The sequence below is a fragment of the Modestobacter italicus genome (assembly GCF_019799965.1).
Lineage (GTDB): Bacteria > Actinomycetota > Actinomycetes > Mycobacteriales > Geodermatophilaceae > Modestobacter > Modestobacter italicus_A.
This window is the reverse complement of sequence record NZ_JABGCJ010000002.1, coordinates 12,734-36,703: the sequence shown is the minus strand read 5'-3', so window position 1 is coordinate 36,703 and position 23,970 is coordinate 12,734. Positions and strand designations below refer to the sequence as shown.

Annotated in this window: 21 protein-coding genes and 1 tRNA gene; 9 read left to right on the top strand and 13 right to left on the bottom strand. The window is 72.3% G+C overall.

Annotated features, from left to right (window positions below):
* Window positions 1–16: 16 nt before the first annotated feature.
* Both HLA93_RS04175 and HLA93_RS04170 read left to right on the top strand, forming a co-directional pair.
* Window positions 17–649, top strand: coding sequence for a class I SAM-dependent methyltransferase (locus tag HLA93_RS04175; protein WP_222193049.1), 633 nt, complete (start codon window positions 17–19; stop codon window positions 647–649).
* Window positions 646–1,269 carry a DedA family protein gene (locus tag HLA93_RS04170; RefSeq protein ID WP_222193048.1) on the top strand — a complete coding sequence of 208 codons (624 nt, stop codon included), beginning with the start codon at window positions 646–648 and terminating at the stop codon, window positions 1,267–1,269. Before HLA93_RS04175 ends, HLA93_RS04170 begins: the two co-directional genes overlap by 4 nt.
* Before the next feature lie 14 nt (window positions 1,270–1,283).
* On the opposite strand, the gene HLA93_RS04165 is transcribed toward HLA93_RS04170, so the two are convergent.
* The 9 genes from HLA93_RS04165 to kdpF all read right to left on the bottom strand — a co-directional run bounded on the left by HLA93_RS04165 (window position 1,284) and on the right by kdpF (window position 13,717).
* Window positions 1,284–1,946 carry a response regulator transcription factor gene (locus HLA93_RS04165; RefSeq protein ID WP_222193047.1) on the bottom strand — a complete coding sequence of 221 codons (663 nt, stop codon included), beginning with the start codon at window positions 1,944–1,946 and terminating at the stop codon, window positions 1,284–1,286.
* Window positions 1,943–3,106, bottom strand: a complete 1,164-nt coding sequence (locus tag HLA93_RS04160; protein ID WP_222193046.1) for a sensor histidine kinase — start codon at window positions 3,104–3,106, stop codon at window positions 1,943–1,945. The genes HLA93_RS04165 and HLA93_RS04160 overlap by 4 nt, the downstream gene beginning before the upstream one ends.
* The gene (locus tag HLA93_RS04155; RefSeq protein WP_222193045.1) at window positions 3,106–5,292 is read right to left on the bottom strand and encodes an MMPL family transporter; all 2,187 of its coding nucleotides are present in this window, start codon (window positions 5,290–5,292) and stop codon (window positions 3,106–3,108) included. The genes HLA93_RS04160 and HLA93_RS04155 overlap by 1 nt, the downstream gene beginning before the upstream one ends.
* 2,279 nt (window positions 5,293–7,571) lie before the next feature.
* Window positions 7,572–8,993, bottom strand: coding sequence for a hypothetical protein (locus HLA93_RS04150; protein WP_222193044.1), 1,422 nt, complete (start codon window positions 8,991–8,993; stop codon window positions 7,572–7,574).
* A gap of 53 nt (window positions 8,994–9,046) precedes the next feature.
* Window positions 9,047–9,119 (bottom strand) — tRNA-Ala (locus tag HLA93_RS04145).
* A gap of 93 nt (window positions 9,120–9,212) precedes the next feature.
* Window positions 9,213–9,821: a potassium-transporting ATPase subunit KdpC gene (gene kdpC, locus HLA93_RS04140; protein WP_222193043.1), complete on the bottom strand. Its 609-nt coding sequence runs from the start codon at window positions 9,819–9,821 to the stop codon at window positions 9,213–9,215.
* Window positions 9,821–11,875, bottom strand: a complete 2,055-nt coding sequence (gene kdpB, locus HLA93_RS04135; protein WP_222193042.1) for a potassium-transporting ATPase subunit KdpB — start codon at window positions 11,873–11,875, stop codon at window positions 9,821–9,823. The genes kdpC and kdpB overlap by 1 nt, the downstream gene beginning before the upstream one ends.
* Window positions 11,876–11,936: 61 nt before the next feature.
* Complete coding sequence (kdpA, locus tag HLA93_RS04130; protein ID WP_222193041.1) at window positions 11,937–13,637, bottom strand: potassium-transporting ATPase subunit KdpA; 1,701 nt, start codon at window positions 13,635–13,637, stop codon at window positions 11,937–11,939.
* Window positions 13,637–13,717: a K(+)-transporting ATPase subunit F gene (gene kdpF, locus HLA93_RS22175; protein WP_222193729.1), complete on the bottom strand. Its 81-nt coding sequence runs from the start codon at window positions 13,715–13,717 to the stop codon at window positions 13,637–13,639. The genes kdpA and kdpF overlap by 1 nt, the downstream gene beginning before the upstream one ends.
* A 334-nt stretch (window positions 13,718–14,051) precedes the next feature.
* Between kdpF and HLA93_RS04120 the strand changes: the two genes are divergently transcribed.
* Complete coding sequence (locus HLA93_RS04120; RefSeq protein WP_222193040.1) at window positions 14,052–14,684, top strand: DedA family protein; 633 nt, start codon at window positions 14,052–14,054, stop codon at window positions 14,682–14,684.
* A gap of 114 nt (window positions 14,685–14,798) precedes the next feature.
* Here HLA93_RS04120 and HLA93_RS04115 read toward each other — a convergent pair whose 3' ends face one another.
* Genes HLA93_RS04115 through HLA93_RS04100 form a run of 4 tightly spaced genes read right to left on the bottom strand, consistent with a single transcriptional unit; the run spans window position 14,799 to window position 17,613 of the window.
* Window positions 14,799–15,221, bottom strand: a complete 423-nt coding sequence (locus HLA93_RS04115; RefSeq protein ID WP_222193039.1) for a VOC family protein — start codon at window positions 15,219–15,221, stop codon at window positions 14,799–14,801.
* 10 nt (window positions 15,222–15,231) lie between these two features.
* Window positions 15,232–15,666, bottom strand: a complete 435-nt coding sequence (locus tag HLA93_RS04110; protein WP_222193038.1) for a helix-turn-helix domain-containing protein — start codon at window positions 15,664–15,666, stop codon at window positions 15,232–15,234.
* Window positions 15,667–15,694: 28 nt separating this feature from the next.
* The gene (locus tag HLA93_RS21955) at window positions 15,695–16,774 is read right to left on the bottom strand and encodes an alpha/beta-hydrolase family protein (RefSeq protein WP_222193037.1); all 1,080 of its coding nucleotides are present in this window, start codon (window positions 16,772–16,774) and stop codon (window positions 15,695–15,697) included.
* On the bottom strand, window positions 16,771–17,613 hold the full coding sequence (locus HLA93_RS04100; RefSeq protein ID WP_222193036.1) for an alpha/beta hydrolase: 843 nt from the start codon (window positions 17,611–17,613) through the stop codon (window positions 16,771–16,773). Before HLA93_RS04100 ends, HLA93_RS21955 begins: the two co-directional genes overlap by 4 nt.
* Window positions 17,614–17,804: 191 nt before the next feature.
* On the opposite strand from HLA93_RS04100, the gene HLA93_RS20715 reads away from it, so the two are divergent.
* The 6 genes from HLA93_RS20715 (at window position 17,805) to HLA93_RS04070 (ending at window position 23,952) form a co-directional block, all read left to right on the top strand.
* Window positions 17,805–19,121 (top strand): sensor histidine kinase, encoded by a 1,317-nt coding sequence (locus tag HLA93_RS20715; protein WP_222193035.1) that lies wholly within the window; start codon window positions 17,805–17,807, stop codon window positions 19,119–19,121.
* On the top strand, window positions 19,114–19,812 hold the full coding sequence (locus tag HLA93_RS21950) for a response regulator (RefSeq protein WP_222193034.1): 699 nt from the start codon (window positions 19,114–19,116) through the stop codon (window positions 19,810–19,812). The genes HLA93_RS20715 and HLA93_RS21950 overlap by 8 nt, the downstream gene beginning before the upstream one ends.
* A gap of 90 nt (window positions 19,813–19,902) precedes the next feature.
* Complete coding sequence (locus HLA93_RS04085) at window positions 19,903–22,425, top strand: ATP-binding protein (protein ID WP_222193033.1); 2,523 nt, start codon at window positions 19,903–19,905, stop codon at window positions 22,423–22,425.
* Window positions 22,422–23,153 carry a response regulator gene (locus HLA93_RS04080; RefSeq protein WP_222193032.1) on the top strand — a complete coding sequence of 244 codons (732 nt, stop codon included), beginning with the start codon at window positions 22,422–22,424 and terminating at the stop codon, window positions 23,151–23,153. The genes HLA93_RS04085 and HLA93_RS04080 overlap by 4 nt, the downstream gene beginning before the upstream one ends.
* 47 nt (window positions 23,154–23,200) lie before the next feature.
* Window positions 23,201–23,473 carry a helix-turn-helix transcriptional regulator gene (locus tag HLA93_RS04075; RefSeq protein ID WP_222193031.1) on the top strand — a complete coding sequence of 91 codons (273 nt, stop codon included), beginning with the start codon at window positions 23,201–23,203 and terminating at the stop codon, window positions 23,471–23,473.
* Window positions 23,470–23,952: a hypothetical protein gene (locus HLA93_RS04070; protein ID WP_222193030.1), complete on the top strand. Its 483-nt coding sequence runs from the start codon at window positions 23,470–23,472 to the stop codon at window positions 23,950–23,952. Before HLA93_RS04075 ends, HLA93_RS04070 begins: the two co-directional genes overlap by 4 nt.
* The last annotated feature ends 18 nt before the right edge of the window (window positions 23,953–23,970 follow it).

Below are 23,970 nucleotides of genomic sequence, written 5' to 3'. Positions count from 1 at the left end.
GCGAGGCAGCGGCCCCGTGACCGGCCGACCGCCGATGCCCACGGCTGCCGGGGAGACCCGCGTCTTCGTGCGGGAGTTCGTCCGCGCGCCGCTGCGGACCGCGTCCGTCGTGCCGAGTTCATCGGCGTTGGCGCGGCGCATGATCGCGCCGCTCCTGGGTCCGGCGAGGACGTCGCGCCTGCCGGTCGTCGTGGAGCTGGGCCCGGGCACCGGGTCGTTCACCGCGGCCCTGCGGGAGGCCGTGCCCGGGATGCGGTACCTCGGGCTCGAGCTGAACGGGGCGATGGCCGACCACCTCGCCGGCCGGTTCCCCGGGATCGACCTGCTCCGCGGGCCGGCCTCCAGCCTGGCCCGGGCGTTGGGCCAGCGCGGACTGCCCGCGGTCGACCTGGTCGTCAGCGGCCTCCCGTGGCAGGCGTTCGCCGGCCGGGCGGGCACCGAGCTGATCGGCACCATCGCCGGTCACCTCGCCCCGACGGGTGCGTACACGCAGTTCACCTACAGCTGGAGCCGGTGGGCGCCCCCCGGACGGCGCCAGCACCGCGAGCTGCGGCGGTTCTTCGGCCGGGTCGACGTGTCGCCGACCGTGTGGCGCAACGTCCCCCCGGCCGTCGTCTACACCGCGACGCTGCCCCGGCCGACCGGGTGACCACCTGGGCTGCCGACGTGCCGGCTGTCCTGGCGGCGCTGCTGGTCGCCGTGGTGCTGATCGCGGAGGCCGGGTTGCTGATCGGCCTGGCGCTGCCCTCGACATCCCTGGTCCTGGGGCTCGGCGTGCTGGCGGGTGCGGGCACGCTCCCGCCGCCGGTCGCCGCGCTGTCCGCGGCCGCCGCGACGGTGCTCGGTGCTGCGCTGGGGCACCGCACTGGAGGTGGGCCGGGCACCATCGGGGCGCGGCTCCCGGCCCGGCTCGCCGCCGTCGGGGACCGGCTGCTCACCCCCTGGGTCGAGGCCGTCGGACGCCGGCCGGTGCGGGCGGCGGCGACCGCCCAGTTCGTCGGCGGGGCCCGCACGCTGGCACCCCGGGCCGCCGCGCAGGCCGGGGTGCCGCTCGCCACCATGCTCCGGGGCACCGTGCCCGCGGCGCTGGTCTGGTCCACGTCGCTCGTGCTCGCCGGCTCGCTCGCGACCTCGGTCGTGCCGCTGCTGCAGGACGCCACGGCGCTGCTCGGCGTCCCCGTGGTCGTCATCGCGACGTGCGTCCTCCTCCGCCGCCGGGCGACCACCCGGAACCAGGTGACCGGCCATGGCACGCTCAGCCCGGCGTGACCACGTCCTGCCGGTCAGGTCGCTCGGACCAGCCCCTCCTGGTAGGAGATGACGACCAGCTGGGCCCGGTCGCGGGCGCCCAGCTTCGTCATCGCCCTGTGCACGTGCGTGCGCACGGTCAGCGGGCTCACCACCAGACGCTCGGCGATCTCCTGGTTGGACAGACCGAGCGCGGCCAGCCCGGTGATCTCGCGCTCCCGGTCGGTCAACCTCGGGAGCAGTCCGCGCGGCAGGTCGCCGATGCCGTCCGGACTGGCGAGGAAGCGGTTCACCAGCACCCGGGTGGCGACCGGCGAGAGGAGGGCCTCCCCGTCCACGACCGTCCGGATCCCGGCGAGCAGCTCGGCGGGCGTGACGTCCTTGCCCAGGAAGCCGCTCGCCCCGGCCCGGAGCGCGTGCGCCACGTGCTCGTCGGACTCGAAGGTGGTCAGGATCAGCACCCGCGCGCCCGCCAGGTCGGGAGCGGAGCAGATCTGCCGGGTGGCGGCGAGCCCGTCCAGGACCGGCATCCGGATGTCCATCAGGACCAGGTCCGGCTGGTGCCGCCGGGCGAGGTCGACCGCCTCCTCGCCGTTCGCGGCCTCGGCGACGACCGTCAGGTCGTCCTCGGAGTCGATCAGCATGCGGAACGTCGAGCGCAGCAGCGCCTGGTCGTCGGCCAGCAGCACCCGGATCATCGGGGTTCCTCCCAGTGCGTCAGCGGGACGGCGAGGGTGACGGCGTACCGGTCCTCCCCCGCCGGGCCGGCCACCACCGTGCCGCCGAGGGCGAGCGCGCGCTCGCGCATCCCGATCAGCCCGTAGCCCGAGCCGACCGGACCGGGCCGAACGCCGGTGTTCAGCACCTGGACGCTGAAGGTGTCCTCGGTGCGGCGCACGGTGATCGTCACGGACGGCTCGACCGCGTGCTTGGTGACGTTGGTCAGCGCCTCCTGGACGACCCGGTACGCGGTGACATCGACCAGCCGGGGCAGGCACTCGAGCGCCCCCTCACGGAGCACCGTGACCTCGATGCCGGCCGCCCGGCAGGGCTCGACCAGCTCGTCCAGCTGGTCGAGCCCCGGTGCCGGCACGGTGTCCACCGGGGGGTCGTCGTCGGAGGTGCGGAGCACCGCCACGGTGGCCTTGAGCTCCTGGAGCGCCGCCGACGTGGAGGTGCTGAGCCCGGCCAGCAGCTCCCGTGCCTGCTCGGGACGCTTGTCCAGGAGGTGCTCGGCGGTGCCGGCTTGGGCGTGGGCCACCGTGAGGTGGTGGGCGACGACGTCGTGCAGCTCCCGGGCGATGCGCAGGCGTTCCTCGCCCACCCGGTGCCGGACCTCGTCGTCCCGGCTGCGCTCGGCGTCCTCGGCGCGGGCCCGGACCACGTCGAGGTAGGAGCGGTGGGCCTGGGCCGTGCGGCCGGCGAACACCGCCGGCAGCAGCCACAGCGCGACGCCGACGGTGCGCAGCACCAGCGAGCCCCCGGTGGGGGTGTCGGTGAAGCTGCCCAGGATCACCGCGGCCACCGCGGACCCGGTCCACCAGGCGATCGCCCGCACCGACCCGACGACGGCGAGCCAGTACAGGCAGCCGATCAGCGGGGCCAGCAGCAACGGCGTCGGCAGGTAGCCGAGCGCGCACGCGGCGGTCTCGCAGCAGATCGCCACGGCCGTCGCGGCGCGCGGCCACCGGGCCGCGGCGAACAGCGCGCCGCTGGCGACCAGGCTGAGCAGCACGCCGGGGACGAGCACGGCCGGACCGGCGATGCCTTCGGTGTCGATGCTGGTACCGAGGGCAGCGAAGAGGAACGCCACGAGCGCGGCCGCCGCGTTCCGCACCCCGAGCCGGCCGGTGCTCATCAGCGGTTGCTCAGCGCCAGGTCTGGTTGCGCCTGGGCCGGTGCGGGGGCCAGCGACGCGCCCTCCACGTCGACGTTCGGCAGCAGCCGGTCGAGCCAGCGCGGCAGCCACCACGCCCGCTCCCCGAGCAGCTGCAGGACGGCGGGCACCAGGGTCAGGCGGACGACGAAGGCGTCGAAGAAGACCGCCGCGGCGAGCCCGAGACCGACCATCTTGATCAGCGGTTCGGAGGCCGCGGCGAACCCGCCAAAGACCGCGATCATGATCACCGCGGCGGCGACCACGACCTTCGAGCTCTGCGCGAAGCCCGTGCCGACCGCCTGGCGGGCCGGCACACCGTGCACGTGCGCCTCCCGCATCCGCGACACCAGGAACACCTCGTAGTCCATCGCCAGCCCGAACACGATCCCCACCAGCAGGATCGGCATCAGGCTCATGACCGGGCCGACCTGCTCGACGCCGATCAGATCACCCGCCCAGCCCCACTGGAAGACCGCGACGATCACCCCGATCGAGGCGAACAGCGAGAGCAGGAAGCCGCCCGCCGCCTTGATGGGCACCCAGATCGAGCGGAAGACCACCAGCAGGAGCAGCACCGCGAGATCGACGACGAGCGCGACGTAGGGCACGAGGGCCGACTGGGTCTTCTGCGCCATGTCGATGTCGAGCGCCGTCGTCCCGGTGATCTCGTAGCTCACGCCCTGGTCGCGTTCCACGGCCGGGCGGGCGTCGCGCAGCGACTCCACCAGCGCCTCGGTGCGCTCGTCGGTCGGCCCGGTGGTGGGGACGGCGGTGAGGATCGCCGTGTCTCCCTGCTCGTTGAAGGTCGGGGGCGACACCGAGGCCACGCCGTCGGTCGCCGCAACGCTGCGCGCGACGGCCGCCGCGGCGGTCTCGGGGTCGCCGGCGCCGCGGGCGTCGACCACCACGGTCAGCGGGCCGTTGGAACCGGGACCGAACGCCTCGGCCCGCAGGTCGTAGGCCCGGCGCTCGGTGGCCGTGGTCGGCAGTGACGCGTCGCCGGGGGTGCCCAGCTGCAACGACAGCGCGGGGACGGCGACCGCGGCGAGCACCGCGACCCCGGCCACCGTGACCAGCAACGGACGGCGCCGCACCAGCCGCATCCACGTGCGGGCCACCGGGACGCGCGGGTTCGTGCGGGCCCCCCGCCGCTGCGACCGCGACCGGACCCGGTTCGGGAACATGCCCAGCAGTGCCGGGACCAGGGTCAGCGCGACCAGGACCGCGACGACGACGGCGCCGGCGGCGGCCAGCCCCATCTTCGTCAGCGACGGGATCCCGACCACGAGCAGCCCGGCGAGCGCGATGACCACCGTCGTCCCGGCGAAGACGACCGCGGAACCGGCGGTGCCGACGGCGCGGCCGGCCGCCGTCTCGGCGTCGTCGTGGGTGCCGCGTTCCTCCTGGTATCGGGAGACGACGAACATCGCGTAGTCGATGCCAACCGCGAGCCCCAGCATCAGCGCGAGCATCCCGCTGGTGATCGCCATGCCCAGCGGGCCGGCGAGGGCCCACACGCCGAGGAACGAGATGGCCACCCCGATGATCGCGGTGAGCAGCGGCAGCCCCGCGGCCACCAGCGACCCGAAGGTCAGCAGCAGGACGAGGGCCGCGATCGCGACCCCGATGAGCTCGGTGGCGCTCATGGCGGTGGGGCTGTTGAGCGCCGAGCCGCGCATCTCCGCGGTCAGCCCGTCGTCCCGCGCCTGCTCCACGGCCTCTTCCAGCAGGGCGCGCGACTCGTCGGTCACCTCCGCCGACGGGACGTCGTAGGTCACCGACGCGAAGCCGGTCGTGCCGTCGGCGCTGATGCTCGCGCCCGCGGAGGGCGGCACGACCCGGGACACCTGCGGGCTCTCGGCGGCGGTGGCCAGCGCCGCCTCGACGGCCGCCCGGTTCTCCGGGGCCTCGAGCGGCCCGCCGTCGGGAGCGACGAAGACGAGGGTCGCCGACGCGCTGTCCGAGGGGGTGTCGGGGAAGCGCTCGGCGAGGAGGTCGAAGGCGTCCTGCGACTCGATGCCCGGGATGGTCGCCCGGGTGTTCACCGGGCCCTCGGAGGTGACGGCGGCCGTCACCGCCCCGGCGAGGACGAGCAACCAGAGCACAGCGACCGACCACCGCCGTCGGAAGGAGAAGCGGCCGAGACGATCGAGCAGACCTGCCATGTCGGTACACCCCAGTTGTCGTGGTGGTTGTCCCGAGCAGCGTTTCGTCCAGGCAGGGGCCCCGTCGTCATGCAGACGCAGGCTCCGACTACGGAAATCGCCGTAGTCGGCCACTCGTGGGGGTAGGCGCAACCGGGTGAGCGTTAGCACGCAGTCCGACCAGAGACGCAGCAGGCCGGGTGCTCCAAGTAGCGACCACTACGAATCGAGCATGAGTCGCACAGCCTGACAGGCAGGACGCCCCTTCTGGCGTCTACGGGGAAGCGCTAGTGCGAGATTTTCCACGGGACACCACCGGCTCGAAGCAGGTCGCCGACATGAGACGTCACCCCCACTAAGCCTCTAACGACCACGCCACCGCCACCGACTTGCGCCTCCGTTATTCGCCTAGCGAGCGCTTCTAGCCCATCATCCACGCGGTGGACGACCCAGCCATCGCCTCCCGCTGAGCCTTCTCCCACAGCCGAAGCCGGCGACACGCGATGCAGTTGCAAGACCCATACTTGCCGCCCGTCCCACGCCCACTCGATGCGTACGCCGCCAAGTGCGCTTTCCAATTGGTCAACTACGTCTGCCACAGCGTCAGACACCCGGTCGGGCAACAACTCCGGCGCTCGTCGACCCAACATAAAGCCGTCTCCAAATCCCTCCACGCCCTCGACGACCACGTTTCCATCACGGGAGGGGAGAGTCGCGCCCGAGAAGATGGCCGCGACCCCATCTTGGCTTAGGATCGATGGAATCCGATCCCCCTGAGGGTCTTCAGTCGTCAATAGGCTGAAAGGATCAGTCCACCCTCTTACGGTGGTGTACTTACCAGGACTCTGCTGCGAGGGCGCGGTTCGAGTCCATACTTCTCCAGTGTCGGAGTGCTCACCAAAAGTGAAGGGGGCCACCCGCCGCGAGATTACGGTGGTGCGGGGAACCCTGACACCCAGCGCATGAGCCACGAGCAGCCCGTAAGCCTTGTCCCCAATGAACTCACTGAACCTATTAGGCCAAGCAATCGAGGACCGGGCAGCCGAAGGGTCCTCGGCGTGTTCCCAGATAATGGTATGAGACTGACGGTACCCGACCCGATGGGGGTGTATCGAGAATTCTGTCCGATATCCAGCCGGCAGTCGCCTCAGGTCGGTTCGGAAGCCGTAGATCAGCTCTAGGGTTTCCATGCCTAGTCCTCGCGGCAGCGAGGCGACTCCCGGCTTCTCCACGGCGCGGGGCGTGTCCTCAGGGGCGAACTCAATCACGTCGCCCAAGACCACTCCCGAGACTCCACCATCGTTAATATCAATCGTCTCGTTGACGATTACGTGGTACCCAGAGCTCAAGAAGTTGCTCGCCGCATCAACCGCATCAACGGTTGACCGCAATCCGTACACGAACGGATTGCCTTTTTCGCTAACACCCGGCCGAAACGTTCGGATGTTCACAGAATTTGACGTTGACCGTTGCAGTAGCTGTTGCACTGCCTCAACGAGCGAGTGGGGACCGGAAGTCGCCCCAATTCGAGCATAACGAAGTCTGTCGCCTCCGCCAGGATTCGGCGCAAAGCTGGCAAACCGCGCCACATTAAACTGGCGAGCCAGCAATTCTAATTGTTCATCCTTGAAAATCATGTCAGCCACCCGCTAGACCTGCGTTTTCCTGGCACCTACGACACTCGCGATGACACGCTCATGTATCCGGACCGACTGACCAACGGAAGCAAGTTCCTGGCGAGCGTCATTCAGAAGTTCAATTCCTGTGCGCATTGACATGAGGTTGAGGCTGTGATCATAAAGGGGAAGTCCGTGTTGGATGGCAGCATTGAACTCCATCACGCATCCGTTACTGTAGTTCCAGCCGTCCGCAAAGACTACGCGGGCCGCGAACTCTCCAATGACATCGCACCAAAAATTATGATAGTCCGTCTGTCGCCACCCGGGAACATCCTCTAACTGAGTTGGATCGATAACTCGGGATTCCGACCAGTGCGACTCAACTCGCCCCACGAGGGGTGCAGCCCTCGCAATATTCGGACCAATTATCTCCGCTCGGAGACGCGCTGAGTAGGTCACCGGATCAACAGAAGATTGAGCCTTATGCCACGATACGAAATCGCGACCAGTCGTAATCGGCGTGCTGACGTAGACCGCAGTCTGCGATTTGATTCCAGCCGACTTGAGCAGGGACAGCATTGCCATCCTAAAATCTCCGTTTTCCATCCTGATCTCCGCCTTCCCTCAGGGCCTGCAGGTTTGTTTAGGTAGGCTACTCCTGTGGACTGACAGGACCAGCGGTCAACTCCTAGCCTTGCGCTTCCATCGGTCGAAAGTGCGCTTCGCCTCCATCGCAGCTTCGCGCCTAAGAGCCTCCAATGCAGGCGACTCCTTGGCCTTGAAAACTGGCTGCTCTGGCTCAACGTTCTTGTAAGCCTTACGTTCGGCTGCCATCACGCGGTCGAATAGTTGCTTTTCGCGACTAGCGCGCCGAGACAACGCCACCTCATCTGGTTCTGGTCTCAGGAGGTTGCGATACCGGACAACCTCGCTTTTGAAATTCTGCAACTGTCGCGTAACGGTGAATGCGGACATGGCAGTCGCTGGCACGATCATCAAGACAATGGCCATAAGGGACCACTCCAGGATTGACGCCACGATTGGCAAGACGGCGCCAACGGCGGCTACCACCGGGACCATCATGCGTCGCCGCCCATCGATCTGGCGGAATCGCGGCCAGATCACTACGCCAGCACCGGCGGCAGAGATGGCCGCAACGGCGGCCAAGATTCCTCGCAGGTTCCCATGCGTCACAGCAAGCAAGCCTGCGCAGGTCACATAGACGGGAACTAGCGGCATCAGCAGAAGGGTTGACCGCAGTGTCCAGTATTGCGCATCGCCGAGACGTGCCGCGTCAGCAAGGGTTTCGTTGAGCTCTTCAGTCGACCCTTCGCGCGCCTTCCGCGCTGCGAGCAGCCAACTGACCTGAGCAACGGACCGTTCATGCTGATACAGGTTGTACAACTGGATCAAGGCGTGCGTTGCAGTCACAGCAATCGCCAGGCCTATTGGCCAACCAGCAAGGCTAAATGTGGCGGAAGAGAGCTCAGGCCTTTGAAGGGCATGGATCCCCAGCAAGAACCCCACGGCGAGATACATCAATCCATAGATGTAGATCGCTGCAGCCTCATCCGTCAGGCTGTACTTTACTCGGGCACGCTCGCTGAGGTTATGCGCTTCTCTCACGAACTGTACTTGCAAGTCCGCCTCAAGGCGACGGGACGGACGGTCCCACATGCGCAGCCACTTGCCAAGTGGCCGCGAGCCAATCATTTGAAAGTACAGCAACGACTCGGAGAGTGGAGCCGACTCGTCAGATCGGGGATAGGCCGGCTTACGACCAGCCAGTTTCAGTTCACTACTCAAAGCCATAAGAAGCAACAGAACGGCAACGGACGTTGCAGCCAGATAACCTGCCGCAGCCATCGCTAGCAGTGGCAGAGGCCAGTTTTCCGTTTCGTACCGTACTCTAAGGAGTTCGGGCCGCAACAAGAAGGTGATAGCGCCAGTTGTGAGGAAGGCAATAGCTACAAGGAACCTATTGACTTTATCGTCCTGGTGCTTGGTAGCATCAAGGACTTCCTCGTAACTTTTTTGCGCCAAGTCAAAGATTCTGCGACTTTCCGCAGCCTGACGCTCTGCGCGCTCAACGCCATTAAACACGCATTGAAGTGTAGTAGGAGCAACCTTGCTTGTTAGATCACCCCTACCAAGGGTGGAGCTGAGGGGACTCGAACCCCTGACCCCCACACTGCCAGTGTGGTGCGCTACCAGCTGCGCCACAGCCCCTTGCCGACCCGGTCTGGTGTGTCCGAGCCGTGGAGAAGACTACATCAGGGTGAACGGTGCCCGGCGGAGGGGTCCCCGCCAGGCACCGTGTCGTCAGCTCTCGGCGTCGAAGCGCTGGTCGAGGGCCAGGTTGAGCTCCAGTACCCGCACGTGCGGCGCCCCGATGAAGCCGAGGTCCCGCCCGTCGGTGTGCTCGGTCACCAGCGCCTGGACATCGTCCACCGGGACCCCGCGCGCCTCGGCCACCCGGCGCACCTGCAGAGCCGCGTACTCCGGCGAGATGTCCGGGTCGAGCCCCGACCCCGACGCCGTCACCGCGTCGGCCGGCACCTCGGACTCAGCGACCCCGATGAAGGCGGCCACGTCGGCCCGCCGCTCCCCCACCGCGGCGATCAGCTCCTCGGAGTTCGGCCCCAGGTTCGACCCACCCGACGCCGCGCCGTCGTAGTCCGACGCCGACGGCCGGGTCTGGAAGTACTCCGGCAGCGGGTCGCCGTCCTCGTCGGTGAACGACTGGCCAATCAACGACGACCCGACCACGGAGCCGTCCACCGACACCAGCGACCCGTCGGCGCGCGCCGGCGCGATCAGCTGTGCGACGCCCGTCATCACCAACGGGTACGCCAGCCCCAGCACCACGGTGGCCACGAGCAGGGCACGGACGGCGGCCACCAGCTGGCGACCCGAACGCAGAGCGGACATCACGCGATCCCGGGGATGAGAGAGACGAGCAGGTCGATGAGCTTGATCCCGACGAACGGCAGCACCACGCCGCCGACGCCGTAGAGCAGCAGGTTGCGGCGCAACATCGCCGACGCGGACGCCGGCCGGTACGTCACGCCGCGCAGCGCCAGCGGCACCAGCGCCACGATGATCAGCGCGTTGAACACGACCGCCGAGAGGATTGCCGACTCCGGCGAGCTCAGCCGCATCACGTTCAGCGCGTCCAGCCCCGGGAAGACCCCGGCGAACATGGCCGGCAGGATCGCGAAGTACTTCGCCAGGTCGTTGGCGATGGAGAAAGTGGTCAGCGACCCCCGCGTGATCAGCAGCTGCTTGCCGATCTCCACGATCTCGATCAGCTTTGTCGGGTCGGAGTCCAGGTCGACCATGTTGCCGGCCTCCTTGGCCGCGGTCGTCCCGGTGTTCATCGCCACCCCGACGTCGGCCTGCGCCAGCGCCGGGGCGTCGTTCGTCCCGTCGCCGGTCATCGCCACCAGCCGGCCGCCGGACTGTTCACGCTGGATCAGCGCCAGCTTGTCCTCCGGCGTCGCCTCGGCCAGCACGTCGTCGATCCCGGCCTCCGCGGCGATCGCCCGCGCCGTCCGCTCGTTGTCGCCGGTGATCATCACCGTGCGGATCCCCATCCGGCGCAGCTCGGCGAACCGCTCGGCCATCCCCGCCTTGACGACGTCCTTGAGGTGGATGACACCCAGCACCCGAGCGGACCCGCCGTGCGCCACAGCCAGCAGCAGCGGCGTCCCGCCGGCGGCGGAGATGCTGTCGACGACGTCCCCGACCTCCGGTGGCACCGGGCCGTCCTGCGCGCGCACCCACGCCAGCACCGCGCCCGCGGCGCCCTTGCGCAGCTGCCGGCCGTCGGGCAGGTCGACCCCGCTCATCCGGGTCTGCGCGGTGAACGGCACGAACTCCGCACCCGGCAGGTCGTCCCGCCCGCGCAGGCCGTAGCGCTCCTTCGCCAGGACGACGATGCTGCGGCCCTCCGGCGTCTCGTCGGCCAGCGAGGCCAGCTGCGCGGCGTCGGCCACCTCGTCGTCCGAACACCCGCCGACGGCGACGAACTCCGACGCCTGCCGGTTGCCGAGGGTGATGGTGCCGGTCTTGTCCAGCAGCAGGGTGTTCACGTCGCCGGCGGCCTCGACCGCGCGTCCGCTCATCGCCAGCACGTTGCGCTGCACCAGCCGGTCCATCCCGGCGATGCCGATCGCCGACAGCAGCGCCCCGATCGTGGTCGGGATCAGGCAGACCACCAGCGCGATGAGCGTGGTCAGCGACTGCTCCGCACCGGAGTAGACCGCCAGCGGCTGCAGCGTGATGACCACGATCAGGAACACGATGGTCAGCGAGCTGAGCAGGATGTTCAGCGCGATCTCGTTCGGCGTCCGCTGCCGGGAGGCGCCCTCGACCAGGGCGATCATCCGGTCGACGAACGTCTCCCCCGGCTTGCTGGTGATCTCCACGACGATCCGGTCGGACAGCACCGTCGTCCCGCCGGTCACCGCCGAGCGGTCACCGCCGGACTCGCGGATCACCGGCGCCGACTCCCCGGTGATCGCTGACTCGTCGACGCTGGCGATCCCCTCGACGACGTCGCCGTCCCCCGGGACCACCTGGCCGGCGACGACGACCACCCGCATGCCCGGCCGCAGGTCCGCGGCCGGCACCTCGGTGCCGTCGAGCAGGTAGGCGACGGTGGTCTGCCGGGCCCGGCGCAGGGTGTCGGCCTGCGCCTTGCCCCGGCCTTCGGCCACGGCCTCGGCGGCGTTGGCGAACAGCACGGTCAGCCACAGCCAGCCGGCGATCAGCCAGCCGAACACCGACGGGTCGGTGATCGCCAGCACGGTGGAGAACACCGAGCCGACCCACACCACGAACACCACCGGCTGGCGCACCTGCCCGCGCGGATCGAGCTTGCGGACGGCGCCGGCCAGCGCCGGCCCCCACTCGATCGCCGCGCGAGGACGTGGCTCGGTGGGTGCGGGCGAGACGGGACGACGATCGAGCGCCGCGGTCATGACAGTCCTTCTGTCGAGAGGAGGGGCCAAAGTCGCGACTTTGGCCCTGGGAGGGCGGGCGTCACGCGAGGGCCTCGGCGAGGGGGCCCAGGGCGAGAGCCGGGAAGTACGTGAGGCCGACGACGACGAGGACGACGGCGCCGAGCAGGCCGACGAACAGCGGCTGGTGGGTGGGCAGCGTCCCGGCGGTCACCGGCGCCTTGCCCTGCGTCGCCAGCCGGCCGGCCAGCGCGACCACCAGCACGATGGGCAGGAACCGGCCGAAGGCCATCGCCAGGCCCAGCGCGGTGTTGTAGAAGGGCGTGTTCGCGCTCAGCCCGGCGAATGCCGAGCCGTTGTTGTTCGACGCGGACGTGAAGGCGTAGAGCACCTCGCTCAGCCCGTGCGAGCCGCTGTTGAGCAGCGAGCCGAGCCCGGTGTCGGTGGCGACGGCGACCGCCGTCCCGGTGAGCACGAGCACCGGGGTGACCAGCACGTACAGCGACGCCAGCGTCATCTCCCGGCGGCCGAGCTTCTTGCCCAGGTACTCCGGGGTGCGCCCGACCATCAGACCGGCGACGAACACCGCGACGACGGCGAGCACGAGCATCCCGTAGAGCCCGGAACCGACCCCGCCGGGCGCGACCTCTCCGAGCATCATGTTCGCCAGCACCAGCATGCCGCCGGTGGGCGTGTAGCTGTCGTGCATCGAGTTGACCGCGCCGGTGGAGGTGAGCGTCGTCGCCGTCCCGAACAGCGCCGACAGCGGCCCGCCGAAGCGGACCTCCTGGCCCTCGGTCGCCGCACCCGCGAGCTGCAGCGCCGCTCCCCCGGCCCGGGCCTGCGCCCAGCTGGTGAGCGCCAGCGACGCGGTGGCCAGGCCGGCCATCACCCCGACGATCGCCAGGCCCTGCCTGCGGTCACCGACCATGCGGCCGAAGGTGCGCGGCAGCGAGAACGGGATGACCAGCAGCAGGAACACCTGGAACAGCGAGACCCAGGCGCTCGGGCCCTCGAAGGGGTGCGCGGAGTTGGCGTTGTAGAAGCCGCCGCCGTTGGTGCCCAGCTCCTTGATCGCCTCCTGCGAGGCCACCGGCCCACCGGGCAGGAACTGCGTCGCCCCGACGAGGGTGTTCGCGTCGGTGCCCGACGACAGGTTCTGCACCACGCCACCGAGCACCAGGACGACGGTGGCGACCACGGCCAGCGGCAGCAGCACCCGGGTGAGCGCCCGGGTGAGGTCGACCCAGAAGTTGCCCAGCCGGTCGGTGCCGCTGCGGGCGAAGCCACGCACCAGCGCGACCGCCACTGCGATGCCCACCCCGGCGGAGACGAAGTTCTGCACCGCGAGCCCGGCCATCTGCACCAGGTGGCCCATCGTCGACTCGCCGCTGTAGCCCTGCCAGTTCGTGTTGGTCACGAAGCTGACCGCGGTGTTCCAGGCCGAGCCCGGCTCCACCGCCGCCATCTCGTTGTCCAGCGGCAGCCACTGCTGCACGCGCTGCAGCAGGTACAGGGCGAGCACCGACACCAGCGAGAAGGCCAGCACGCTGCGCAGGTAGACCGGCCACCGCTGCTCGGTGTCGGCGTCCACCCCCACCGCGCGGTGGACCAGCCGCTCGACCCGCCAGTGCCCGACGGGCCGAAGTCGCGACTTCGGCCCCTCGGGGACCGGGTCGGTGGTGAAGACGCGGGCCATCCAGTCGCCCAGCGGCTTGTGCACGGCGACCAGCGCGACCACCAGCAACGCCGCCTGCAGCCAACCGGCTGCGGTGCTGCTCATCAGAACCGCTCCGGGAACAGCAGGCTGCCGAGCAGGTAGAGCACCAGCCCGGCGGCCACGGCCAGTGCGAGCCAGGTCACAGCCGTTCCACCCCCCGCACCGCCAGCGCCAGCAGCCCGAAGACCACCAGCGTCAGGAGCACGTAGACCACGTCGGTCACGTCGAGAGCACCTTCATCCGCATCCGGGTGGACGACCGGTCGTCGTCCACGTCCGGGCGGCGACGCTAGGAGCGCGCCGGGCCTCCGCACCCGCTCTTGACGGGTCCTTGACGCCGGCGGCCACCCTCCTTGACGCACTCCTGACGGGATCCGGGACTTCCCTGATGCGCCGGGGCACCGCCGAACGACACGCTGAGGGCAGCGCGGGTCAGCCCGACCGATCAGTTCGGGCGGCGGCCGCGGTCAGGAGGGGCGTGGAACGCATGGTGGCCGCGCTGCTCGACCAGGTCGGTTCGTGGCCGGCGGTGCTGGTGCTCGGTGTCGCCGCGGTGGTGCTGGGCCTGGAGAGCGGTGTCGTCGCCGGGGTGCTGCTGCCCGGCTCGACGATGCTCGTCGCCCTCGGGCTGTGGTCCGCGGCCTCCGGCACGCACCCGGCCCTGCCCATCGTCGTCGCGGCGGCGGCGAGCGCCGGTGGTGCGCTGCGCGGTTGGTCGCTCGGCTCCGCCCGCCGCGGCATCCCGCTGCCCCGTGGCCGGCTGCGCGCCCGGGTCGAGCCGGCGGTGCGCCGGGCGGAACGGTGGCTGACCGTGCAGGGCCCCCGGCGCAGTCGCACGGTGCTCGCCGCCGGGCACTGGGTGGCGGTCACCCGCACGCTCACGCCCCGGGTGGCCGGCGGCGCCGGGCTGCCGTTGCGGCTGGTGGCACCGGTCGTCGTCGTCAGCGGCGCGGCCTGGGCGACGACCGTCGTGCTGCTGGCCCGGGCGTTCGGTGAGCAGGTGACCACGGGCGCCGGCTGGGTGCCGGCGGTCGCGTTCGCCGTCGTCGTCGCCTGGCTGCTGGTCCGCTCGCGCACCGGACCCCGGTCGCCGCGCGCTGACGTGCGCTGACGGCGGGTCCCCCGGTCAGGACCCGCCGTCAGCGGACGTCGGGCGTGAGCCGCCGATGTGCGCTGAGTGCGGGTTCCGGCCCGCGGTACCCGCAGTCGGCGCACATCGCTGACGTCAGGCGGACGGCGGCGGGGTCATCTGGGCGATCCGGACGGAGTTGCCGAACGGGTCACGGAGGCCGAAGTCGATGCCGTAGGGCTGCACGACCGGCTCCTCCGGCAGGTCGACGCCCCGCTCCTTGAGCTCGGCGTGGGTCTTGTGCGCGTCGTCGGTGGTGAAGAACAGGTGCCCGCCGCCGGCGCCCTTGGTGACCAGGTCGCGCACCTGGCCGGCGATCTCCGGGCTCACCGACGGCGGGGCGGGCAGCTCCAGCAGGACGGCGTGGCCGGGGTCGGACGGCAGCGCGACGGTCAGGAAGCGCATCGGCCCGAACTGCTGGTCGGTCTGCACCTCGAAGCCGAGCTTGCCGACGTAGAAGTCCAGCGCCTGGTCCTGGTCGAGCACGTAGAGGGAGGTGATCGAGATCGTGTTCAACATGGGCAGGACGCTAGGGGCGGGCGGCGTCCCCGGGCTTCTCCGAAAGTGCGGTCTCCCCGCTCGGCCGCAGCCAGCGCATGCCGAAGCAGGAGGGCACCGGCGCCAGCGGTCCACGGCGGCGGTACACGCTCGGTGGCTCCCCCACGATCTCGGTGAACACCCGGCTGAAGGTGCCCAGGCTGGCGAAGCCGACGTCCATGCAGATGTCGGTCACCGACCGGTCGGAACTGCGCAGCAGGGTCATCGCCCGCTCCACCCGGCGCCGCTGCAGGTACCGGTGCGGCGTCTCCCCGAACGTGGCCTTGAAGGTGCGGATGAAGTGCGCCTCCGACACGTGCGCGAGCCGGGCCAGCGCCGGGACGTCGAGCGGCTCGGCGTAGCCGCGGTCCATCGCGTCCCGCGCCCGCAGCATCCGCAGGTTCGAGTCCTCCGATGCCCGGCTCACGCCGGTGATCGTGGCAGTCCCCGCCCGGTCACCGCAGCACCTGCGCCCACGCCCGGTCCAGGCTCGCGCCGTACTGGTGCCCGTGGCCCGGCGGCTGGTCCAGGCTCACCGCCAGCTCCGCGGTGACCTGCCAGAACGTGACCACCGGCAGCCACGGCAGCCCGTCGGGCGGGGTCAGCAGCAGGCGCGGAGACCACCAGCTCACCGGGTCGTCGGCGTTGCGCACCGTGCGGCACGGGGCGGCCGCCCCCGGCTCCAGCGCGCCGCCGGGCCGGCCGGCCGCGAGGCAGCCGTCCACGTCGACCACCGCCGCGGCATGCTCCACCGCAGTGGCACCGAGGCTCTCGCCGAACAGGACCAGCCGTGGTCGCTGCGCCGCCGGCACGGCGTCCAGCACGTCGCGCAGCCCACGCACCAGGGCGATGGTCACCCGGGTCGGGCGGTCGCCGCCGAGCAGGTGCTCCAGTGCGCTGGCCCGCTCCGCGTACTGGACGACGACGCTCACCAGGTCCCCACCCGCGGCGTCCTCGGCCGCGGCGACCGCCGCCCGGTCGACCCAGCCCGAACCGGTGGGGGCGACCACGAGGACGACGGAGCGCTGCAGCCCGCCCAGCCGCACCCACTCCTGCACCGCCAGCTGCACCCGCTCGGCCTCGGTCGCCGCGTGCCCGATGCCGACGTAGGCGCGGGCCGGCCCGCGCCCGGCATCGACGAACAGCCGGCCCTCCGGCCCCAGCCCGGCCCGGTCGACCAGCGACCCCGGCTCCCCGGACCCGGCCACCGGCGCCGACGGGACGGCCAGCGCGGCCGCGACGTCGACGCCGGGACCCGGCGCAGCCGGCAGCGTCGCCGCTCCCCCGGCGTCCGCGGCCAGCAGTGCGACCAGCGCGGCGGCCGCGAGCACCGGGCGCGGCGGCCGGCCTCGGAGCACCGCCGTCACGGCCGCCGCGGTGCCCAGCAGGCCCCGCAGCAGGCACCACACCGTGCCGGCGGTGAGCACGCCGGCGACCACCCGCAGCTCCAGCGGCGCGGGCAGCGACCACCCGGCCGCGGTGGCGCTCAGCCCCGCGGACACCGCCAGGGCCCACACCGCGGACCGCCGGCTCACCGGGCCACCCCGGCACCGCGCACCACGTCGGCCAGCGCGGCCAGGAACTGCGAGCCGGGGCGGAAGTAGTCGGCGTGGTCGCGGGTGTCCCCGGCCGGCAGCAGCCGGGCCCCGAACGCGGGGTCGGTGGGGTCGGGCCCGTGCCCCAGGTCGCCCACCGCGACCCCCGGCACCCGCCGGATCCAGTCGTCCGCGGCGCGGGCGGCCCAGACCCGGGCCGGGCTGTCCAGCGCGGCGACGCTCTCGGCGCGGGCGCCCGGGCTGGCGACCAGCACCACGTCGTCCACCTGCAGCTCGGGTGCGGCCAGTGCCACGACGACCGCGCCGTAGCTGTGTCCGACCACGGTGGTCGTCGGCGGCGGACCCGGTCGCTGCCGCAGGGCGTCCACCTGCTGCACCAGCGCCGGCGCGGCGGCCCGCGCCAGCCGGCCGGTGGCGGCGTCCACGCCCAGGCCCCGGGGCGTCGGGTAGCCCACCCACAGCACGACCGCGGTGTCGGGGCCGGTGGCCGAGGCGAGTGCGCGGGCCCAGCCGAGCGGCCGCCGCTGCGGCTGCAGCGGGTCGTCCAGCGTGGTCAGGTCGATGTCGCTGCCGGGCACCAGCACGACCACGTGGGCGGCGGTGGCGGGGTCGCCGAGCGCGAGCACCGCCCGGCCGCGGCCGGTGGGGTCACAGCCCAGCACACCGACGTCGGCCACCCGGGCGGCCAGCTCGGTGGCGCAGGCGGCCACCAGCGGCACCGGGCGGACCGGGTCGACCGGCTGCGGGCCGGCGGCCAGCCAGGCCGACTGCACCAGCGCCGTGGTGGCCAGGAGGGCGAGGGACCAACGCTTCGTCACGGGCCGGAACGCTCCCGGCGAGCAGGGGGGTGCGTCGTCACACCGCAGGGCCGAGAACGGCGCCCCACCGCGGTCGCACTCCGGGCCCCGCCGCGGCCCCGGGAGGCACCCACCCCCTACCGGGGTAGGGGGTGGGTTGCCCGCCCGCAGGGTGACGCGCCCGGGCACCCGACCTGGCTACGGTCGCTGTCGTGACCAGCCCCACCGTCGGACCGAGCCTCCGGGGCCAGCTGACCGCCGCCGCTCACGAGCTGGGCCCGGCGCTCCGCGAGGCCCTCGGCGCCATCGCGCTGCCCGCATCCCCGGACGCCCCGCGTCCGACCGTGCCGGGCTGGCCCAGGCTCACCCGGACCCTGCCGTGGCTGGCGGCCGTCTACGGCACCGTGGTGACGCTGGGCGCGACGAACGAGGTCTCCGGCCCCGGCTCCGGCAGCGACTGGCGGGCGCTCATCCTGATGGTGCTGCCGGCGGTGGTCGGGCTGGTGCTCACCATGCGGCGGCCGCACGACGGCTGGCGGGTCACCACCGGGTGGCTGGTCGTGCTCGCGTTCATCGTCCAGTCCCCGGGTGACTCCGGCCTCCCGCCGTGGCACTGGCTGCTGTGGATCCCCGTGCTGCTGGTGGCGGCCTGGTCGGCCGAGGGCAGCACCGCGGTCGGCACCTGGCTGGGCTCGCTGCTCGCCGTGCTCGTCATCGCGGGGCTGACCTCGTGGCGGCTGGACGGCGGCTGGCTGCTGCCCACCCTGATCCTGACCATGGCGCCCCTGGCCCTGGGCTCCGCGCTCGGTGCCCGCCGGCGGGCGCGGATGGCCGTGGTGGTGGAGCAGAGCCGGGCCGAGCACGCCGACGCCGGGCGGATCGCGCTGGCCGAGCGAGCCCGGATCGCCCGGGAGATGCACGACGTGGTGGCCCACCACATGTCGCTGATCGCGGTGCGCGCAGAGACCGCGCCCTACCGGGTGGGCGACCTCTCCGACGCCGCTGCCGCCGAGCTCAGCGAGGTCGCCGGCGCCGCCCGCGCGGCGCTGCGGGAGATGCAGTCGCTGCTGGGCGTGCTGCGCTCCGACGACGCCGCCGAGCAGGCCCCCCAGCCCGGCATCGGGGACGTCGTGGCGTTGCTGCAGCAGGCCCGCGACGCCGGCACCCACGTGGAGTGGCGGGTCGACGTCGGGGACGTGCCGGCCGCCGTGGGCCTGACCGTGTACCGGGTGATCAGCCAGGCGATGGCGAACGCCGCGCAGCACGCCGCCGGTGCACCGGTGCGGGTCGACGTGGTCGAGGGCAGCGGGGTCGTCTGGCTCGACGTGGTGAACGGCCCGGGCGAGAGCCGTGGCACCGGCACGGGCACCGGCGTGCCGGGGATGCGTGAGCGGGTGGCCGTGCACGGCGGCGTGCTCTCCGCCGGCCCCACGGACGACGGCGGCTACGCGGTGCGCGCGGCCGTCCCGGCCGGCGCACCGGCGGACGCGCCGGCGGACCCGGCCCCCGGCGGGCCGCGCGGTGTCTGAGCCCGCCGTCCGGGTGCTCGTCGTCGACGACCAGGCGATGGTGCGCGAGGGCTTCGCCGCGCTGCTGGCCGCCCAGCCGGACGTCGAGGTGGTCGGCACCGCCGCCGACGGGCAGGCCGCGGTCGAGCTCACCGCCGAGCTGGCCGCCGCGGGTCGTCGTCCCGACGTGGTGCTGATGGACGTGCGGATGCCGCGACGCAACGGCATCGAGGCGACCACCGACCTGCTCGCCGACGAGCGGTTCGCCGGGCTGCGGGTGCTGGTGCTCACCACCTTCGACCTCGACGACCACGTCTACGCCGCGCTGCGCGCCGGGGCGAGCGGCTTCCTGCTCAAGCACGCCCCGGCCGCCGACCTGCTGCACGCGGTGCGGGTGGTCGCCCGGGGCGAGGCGCTGCTGGACCCGGAGATCACCCAGCGGCTGATCGACCACTTCGTCGCCGCCCGCCCCGCGGCGCTCACCGACGTCGCCCGGCCCGCCCGGCTGGCGGCGCTGACCCCGCGGGAGACCGAGGTGCTCGCCCTGGTCGCCCGCGGCTTCTCCAACGCCGAGATCGCCACCCAGGTGTACGTGGCGGAACAGACGGTGAAGACCCACGTCAGCCGGGTGTTCACCAAGCTCGGCCTGCGCGACCGCGCGCAGGCCGTGGTGCTGGCCTACGAGACCGGCTTGGTCACCCCCGGCGGCTGACGCCCGCCGGAGCACCCCGTCGGGTGGTCTTGACGGGATCCTGACGCCCGGCGGCGGCGATCGGTGCGCCAACGGGACGATCATGAGGGCATGGCCCGCGGGACGCTGCGCATCTACCTGGGCGCCGCCCCCGGCGTCGGGAAGACCTTCGCCGTGCTCGGCGAGGCCCACCGACGCCGCGAGCGCGGCTGCGACGTCGTCGTCGGCCTGGTCGAGACGCACGGCCGGCCACGCACCGTCGCCGCCCTCGACGGGCTGGAGGTGCTCCCCCGCGCCCGGGTCACCCACCGCGGCGTTCCCCTCGACGAGCTGGACGTCGAGGCGGTTCTCGCCCGCCGCCCGGACGTCGTCGTCATCGACGAGCTCGCGCACACCAACGTGCCCGGCAGCCGGCACGAGAAGCGCTGGCAAGACGTCGAGCAGGTGCTCGACGCCGGGATCAGCGTGCTGACCACGGTGAACGTGCAGCACCTGGAGAGCCTCAACGACGTCGTCGAGCAGATCACCGGCGTTCCGCAGCAGGAGACCGTGCCCGACGCGGTCGTGCGCAGGGCCGACCAGATCGAGCTGGTCGACATGAGCCCGGAGGCGCTGCGCCGTCGGCTGGCGCACGGCAACGTCTACGCCACCGAGCGGGTCGACGCCGCGATGGGCAACTGGTTCCGGATCGGCAACCTCACCGCGCTGCGCGAGCTGGCGCTGCTGTGGCTGGCCGACCGGGTCGACGAGGGGCTGCGCAAGTACAAGGCCGAGCACGCCATCGACCACGTCTGGGAGGCCCGCGAGCGGGTGGTGGTCGCCCTCACCGGCGGCCCCGAGGGCGAGACGCTGATCCGCCGCGCGTCCCGGGTGGCCCGGCGCAGCGGCAACGGCGTGCTGCTCGCCGTGCACGTGCTCTCCGGCGACGGGCTGGCCGGCGCCTCCTCCGGTGCGCTGCGCGCCCAGCGGGCACTGGTGGAGAGCCTGGGCGGCAGCTACCACCAGGTCGTCGGGGACGACGTCGCCGAGTCGCTGCTGGAGTTCGCCCGCGGCGCCGACGCCACCCAGCTGGTCATCGGCACCAGCCGGCGCACCCGGTGGGCGCGGGCGCTGCGCGGCGGGATCGGCGGGCGGGTGATCGCCGGGTCCGGCGAGATCGACGTGCACATCGTCACCCACTCCGCCGCCGGCTCCCAGGGCTGGCGACTGCCGCGCAGCCAGGGCGCGCTCACCGCCCGGCGCCGCTGGCTCGGGTGGCTGGTCGCCGCGGTCGGCGTCCCGGTCATCGCGCTCACCTGCATCGCCGCCCAGGCGGCGCTGTCGCTGGCCAGCGTGCTGCTGGTCTTCGTCCTGCTGGTCACCGCGGTCGCCATCGTCGGCGGGCTGTGGCCCGCGCTGACCGCCGCGGTCGCCGGCGGGCTGGTCGCCAACTGGTTCTTCACCGCCCCCACCGGCCGGCTGACCGTCAGCCACGTCGACGACGTCGTCTCGCTCTTCGGCGGGGTGGTCGTTGCCGTGGCGGTGGCCACCGTCGTCGACCGGTCCGCCCGCCGGGCCACCGCCGCGGCCCGCTCCCGCGCCGAGACCGCGATGCTCGCCTCGCTGTCCCGCTCGGTGCTCGCCGGCGACCGCGGGCTGCCCAGCCTGCTGGAGCAGATCCGGGAGGCGTTCGGCCTGCGCTCGGTGACGATGGTGGAGAGCACCGAGGGCCGCGAGCACACCGTGGGCACCTGCGGCGAGCACGGCGCCGACGAGCAGGTGGACGACGTCGCGGTCACCGACACGCTCACCCTGCGGCTGTGCGGTCGGGCGCTCCCGGCCGGTGACCGCAAGGTGCTGGTCTCCTTCGCCGAGCAGGCCGCGGTCGCCCTGCAGCAGGGCCGGCTCGCCGCCCAGGCCGCCGAGGCCAACCGGCTGGCCGCCGGCAACAGCATGCGCAACGCCCTGCTGGCCGCGGTCAGCCACGACCTGCGCACCCCGCTGGCCGGGATCAAGGCGGCCGCCTCGGCACTGCGCACCGAGGAGCTGGCGCTCAGCGAGGAGGACCGGGCCGAGCTGATCGCCACCGTCGACGAGTCCGCCGACCGGCTCACCGGCCTGGTCGACAACCTGCTGGACATGAGCCGGCTGCAGGCCGGCGTGGTCACCCCCGCCGCAGTGCCCGTCGACGTCGCCGCGGTGGTGGGCCGGGCGCTGACCTGGCTGGAGCCGGCCGAGCGGCGGCGGGCGACCCGACCCGAGAACGCCGACCTGCCGCCGGCGCTGGCCGACCCCGGGCTGCTGGAGCGGGTGGTGGCCAACCTGCTGCTCAACGCCGCCGGTCACGCGACCGGCGGCCTGCGGGTCGACGCCGCCCGCGTGGACGGCCGGGTCGAGCTGCGGGTGGTCGACCGCGGCCCGGGGGTGCCGGAGCGGGACCGGGCCCGGATGTTCGCGCCGTTCCAGCGGCTGGGCGACTCCCCCGCCGGACAAGGCGTCGGCCTGGGCCTGGCCGTCGCCCGCGGGTTGACCGAGGCGATGGCCGGCACGCTCACCGCCGAGGAGACCCCGGGCGGTGGGCTGACCATGGTCGTGTCGCTGCCGGCCGCCCCGGTCGCGGCGGCCGAGCCCCGGCTGACGGCGGCCGAGGCATGAGCCGGGTGCTCGTCGTCGACGACGACCCGCAGCTGCGCCGCGCCCTGCGGATCACCCTGCGCGCCGCCGGCTTCGACGTGGTGACCGCCGAGGACGGCCGCACCGCGCTCGCCGAGGCCGCGGCGGCCCACCCGGACGTCGTGCTGCTGGACCTGGGGCTGCCCGACCTGGACGGCACCGAGGTGCTCGCCGGGCTGCGGCCGTGGTTCACCGGTCCGGTGGTGGTGCTGTCGGCCCGCGGTGACAGCTCGGACAAGGTGGGCGCTCTCGACGCCGGCGCCGACGACTACGTGACCAAGCCCTTCGACATGGCCGAGCTGCTGGCCCGGCTGCGGGTGGCGCTGCGCCGCGGCACCGCCGAGCCGGGGCAGGCGCGGGTGGTCACCGACCACTTCACCGTCGACCTGGCCGCCAAGCAGGTGACCGTGGACGGCGTCCCGGTGCGGCTCACCCCGACCGAGTGGGCGCTGCTGTCGGAGCTGGTGCGCAGCCCCGGCCGGCTGGTCGGCCAGCGGGAGCTGCTGCAGGCGGTGTGGGGCCCGGCGTACGAGCGGGAGACCAACTACCTGCGGGTCTACCTCGCCCAGCTGCGCCGCAAGCTCGAGCCCGACGCCGCGCACCCCCGCTACCTGCTCACCGAACCCGGGATGGGATACCGCTTCTCGAAGGACCCCCTTCCTCCCCACCCTTCGCAAGCTCAGGGCGGGCCCCTGGAAGGCGGCCGCTGAAGGTCTCGGGGTAGCGCGTCAACGTCGATCTGTTGTAAGTTTGCTACATGCCGCCGCGCAAACGCTCCGACGAGCCTCAGCTGTACAACCGGCTCGGCCTGCTGCGCACCGAGCGCGGCATGTCCCGGCAGGAGTTGGCCGACGCCGTCGGCGTGCACTACCAGACGATCGGCTACCTCGAGCGCGGCGAGTACAGCCCCAGCGCCACCCTCGCGCTGCGGCTGGCCGCGGTCTTCGGCCTCCCGATGGAGGCGGTCTTCTCGCTCACCCCGTTCCGCACCCTGTCCGAGCAGGTCTACGGCACCCAGGAGTCCCGATGAGCACCCCCACCCGCACCCAGCGCCGCGCCGCACGCCTCGACGACCCGCGGTACGAGTCGATCCGCACCCCCCGCATCCGCCGCCGACTGGTGGCGGGCATGTGCGGCCTGCTCGTCGCCGAGGCGGCCCTGTTCCTCCTCGCCGAACCGGCACTGGTCCTCTTCGCCGTGGGCATGGCGGTCCTGCTGGTGGCGTTCGTGCTGTGCCTGGGCATGCTCAAGAGCAGCACCCGCGGGGTGGAGGAGCTGCCGGCCGACGCCCTGGACGAGCGCCAGTGGCAGCTGCGCGGCGAGGCCTACGCGCGCGCCTACCGGATCGGCTTCGGCCTGCTGACCGCCGAGCTCGTCGCCGTCTTCGTCTGGGTGGTCGCCGGCTGGCCCACCCCGGGGACCGGGGTGCTGATCGGCGCCCTCCTGCTGCCGTTCCACGTCGGGCTCGTGCTGCCGACCCTGGTCACCGCCTGGTCCCGCGAGGCCTGAGGAGGGACCCCGCTCTCC

Coding starts and splice junctions, on each gene's coding strand:
- HLA93_RS04155 (WP_222193045.1), bottom strand. CDS start 5,292: ATGGCAGGTCTGCTCGATCGTCTCGGCCGCTTCTCCTTCCGACGGCGG.
- kdpB (WP_222193042.1), bottom strand. CDS start 11,875: ATGACCGCGGCGCTCGATCGTCGTCCCGTCTCGCCCGCACCCACCGAG.
- HLA93_RS04080 (WP_222193032.1), top strand. CDS start 22,422: ATGAGCCGGGTGCTCGTCGTCGACGACGACCCGCAGCTGCGCCGCGCC.
- HLA93_RS04165 (WP_222193047.1), bottom strand. CDS start 1,946: ATGATCCGGGTGCTGCTGGCCGACGACCAGGCGCTGCTGCGCTCGACG.
- kdpA (WP_222193041.1), bottom strand. CDS start 13,637: ATGAGCAGCACCGCAGCCGGTTGGCTGCAGGCGGCGTTGCTGGTGGTC.
- HLA93_RS04075 (WP_222193031.1), top strand. CDS start 23,201: ATGCCGCCGCGCAAACGCTCCGACGAGCCTCAGCTGTACAACCGGCTC.
- HLA93_RS04085 (WP_222193033.1), top strand. CDS start 19,903: ATGGCCCGCGGGACGCTGCGCATCTACCTGGGCGCCGCCCCCGGCGTC.
- HLA93_RS04115 (WP_222193039.1), bottom strand. CDS start 15,221: ATGTTGAACACGATCTCGATCACCTCCCTCTACGTGCTCGACCAGGAC.
- HLA93_RS04160 (WP_222193046.1), bottom strand. CDS start 3,106: ATGAGCACCGGCCGGCTCGGGGTGCGGAACGCGGCGGCCGCGCTCGTG.
- HLA93_RS04070 (WP_222193030.1), top strand. CDS start 23,470: ATGAGCACCCCCACCCGCACCCAGCGCCGCGCCGCACGCCTCGACGAC.
- kdpC (WP_222193043.1), bottom strand. CDS start 9,821: ATGTCCGCTCTGCGTTCGGGTCGCCAGCTGGTGGCCGCCGTCCGTGCC.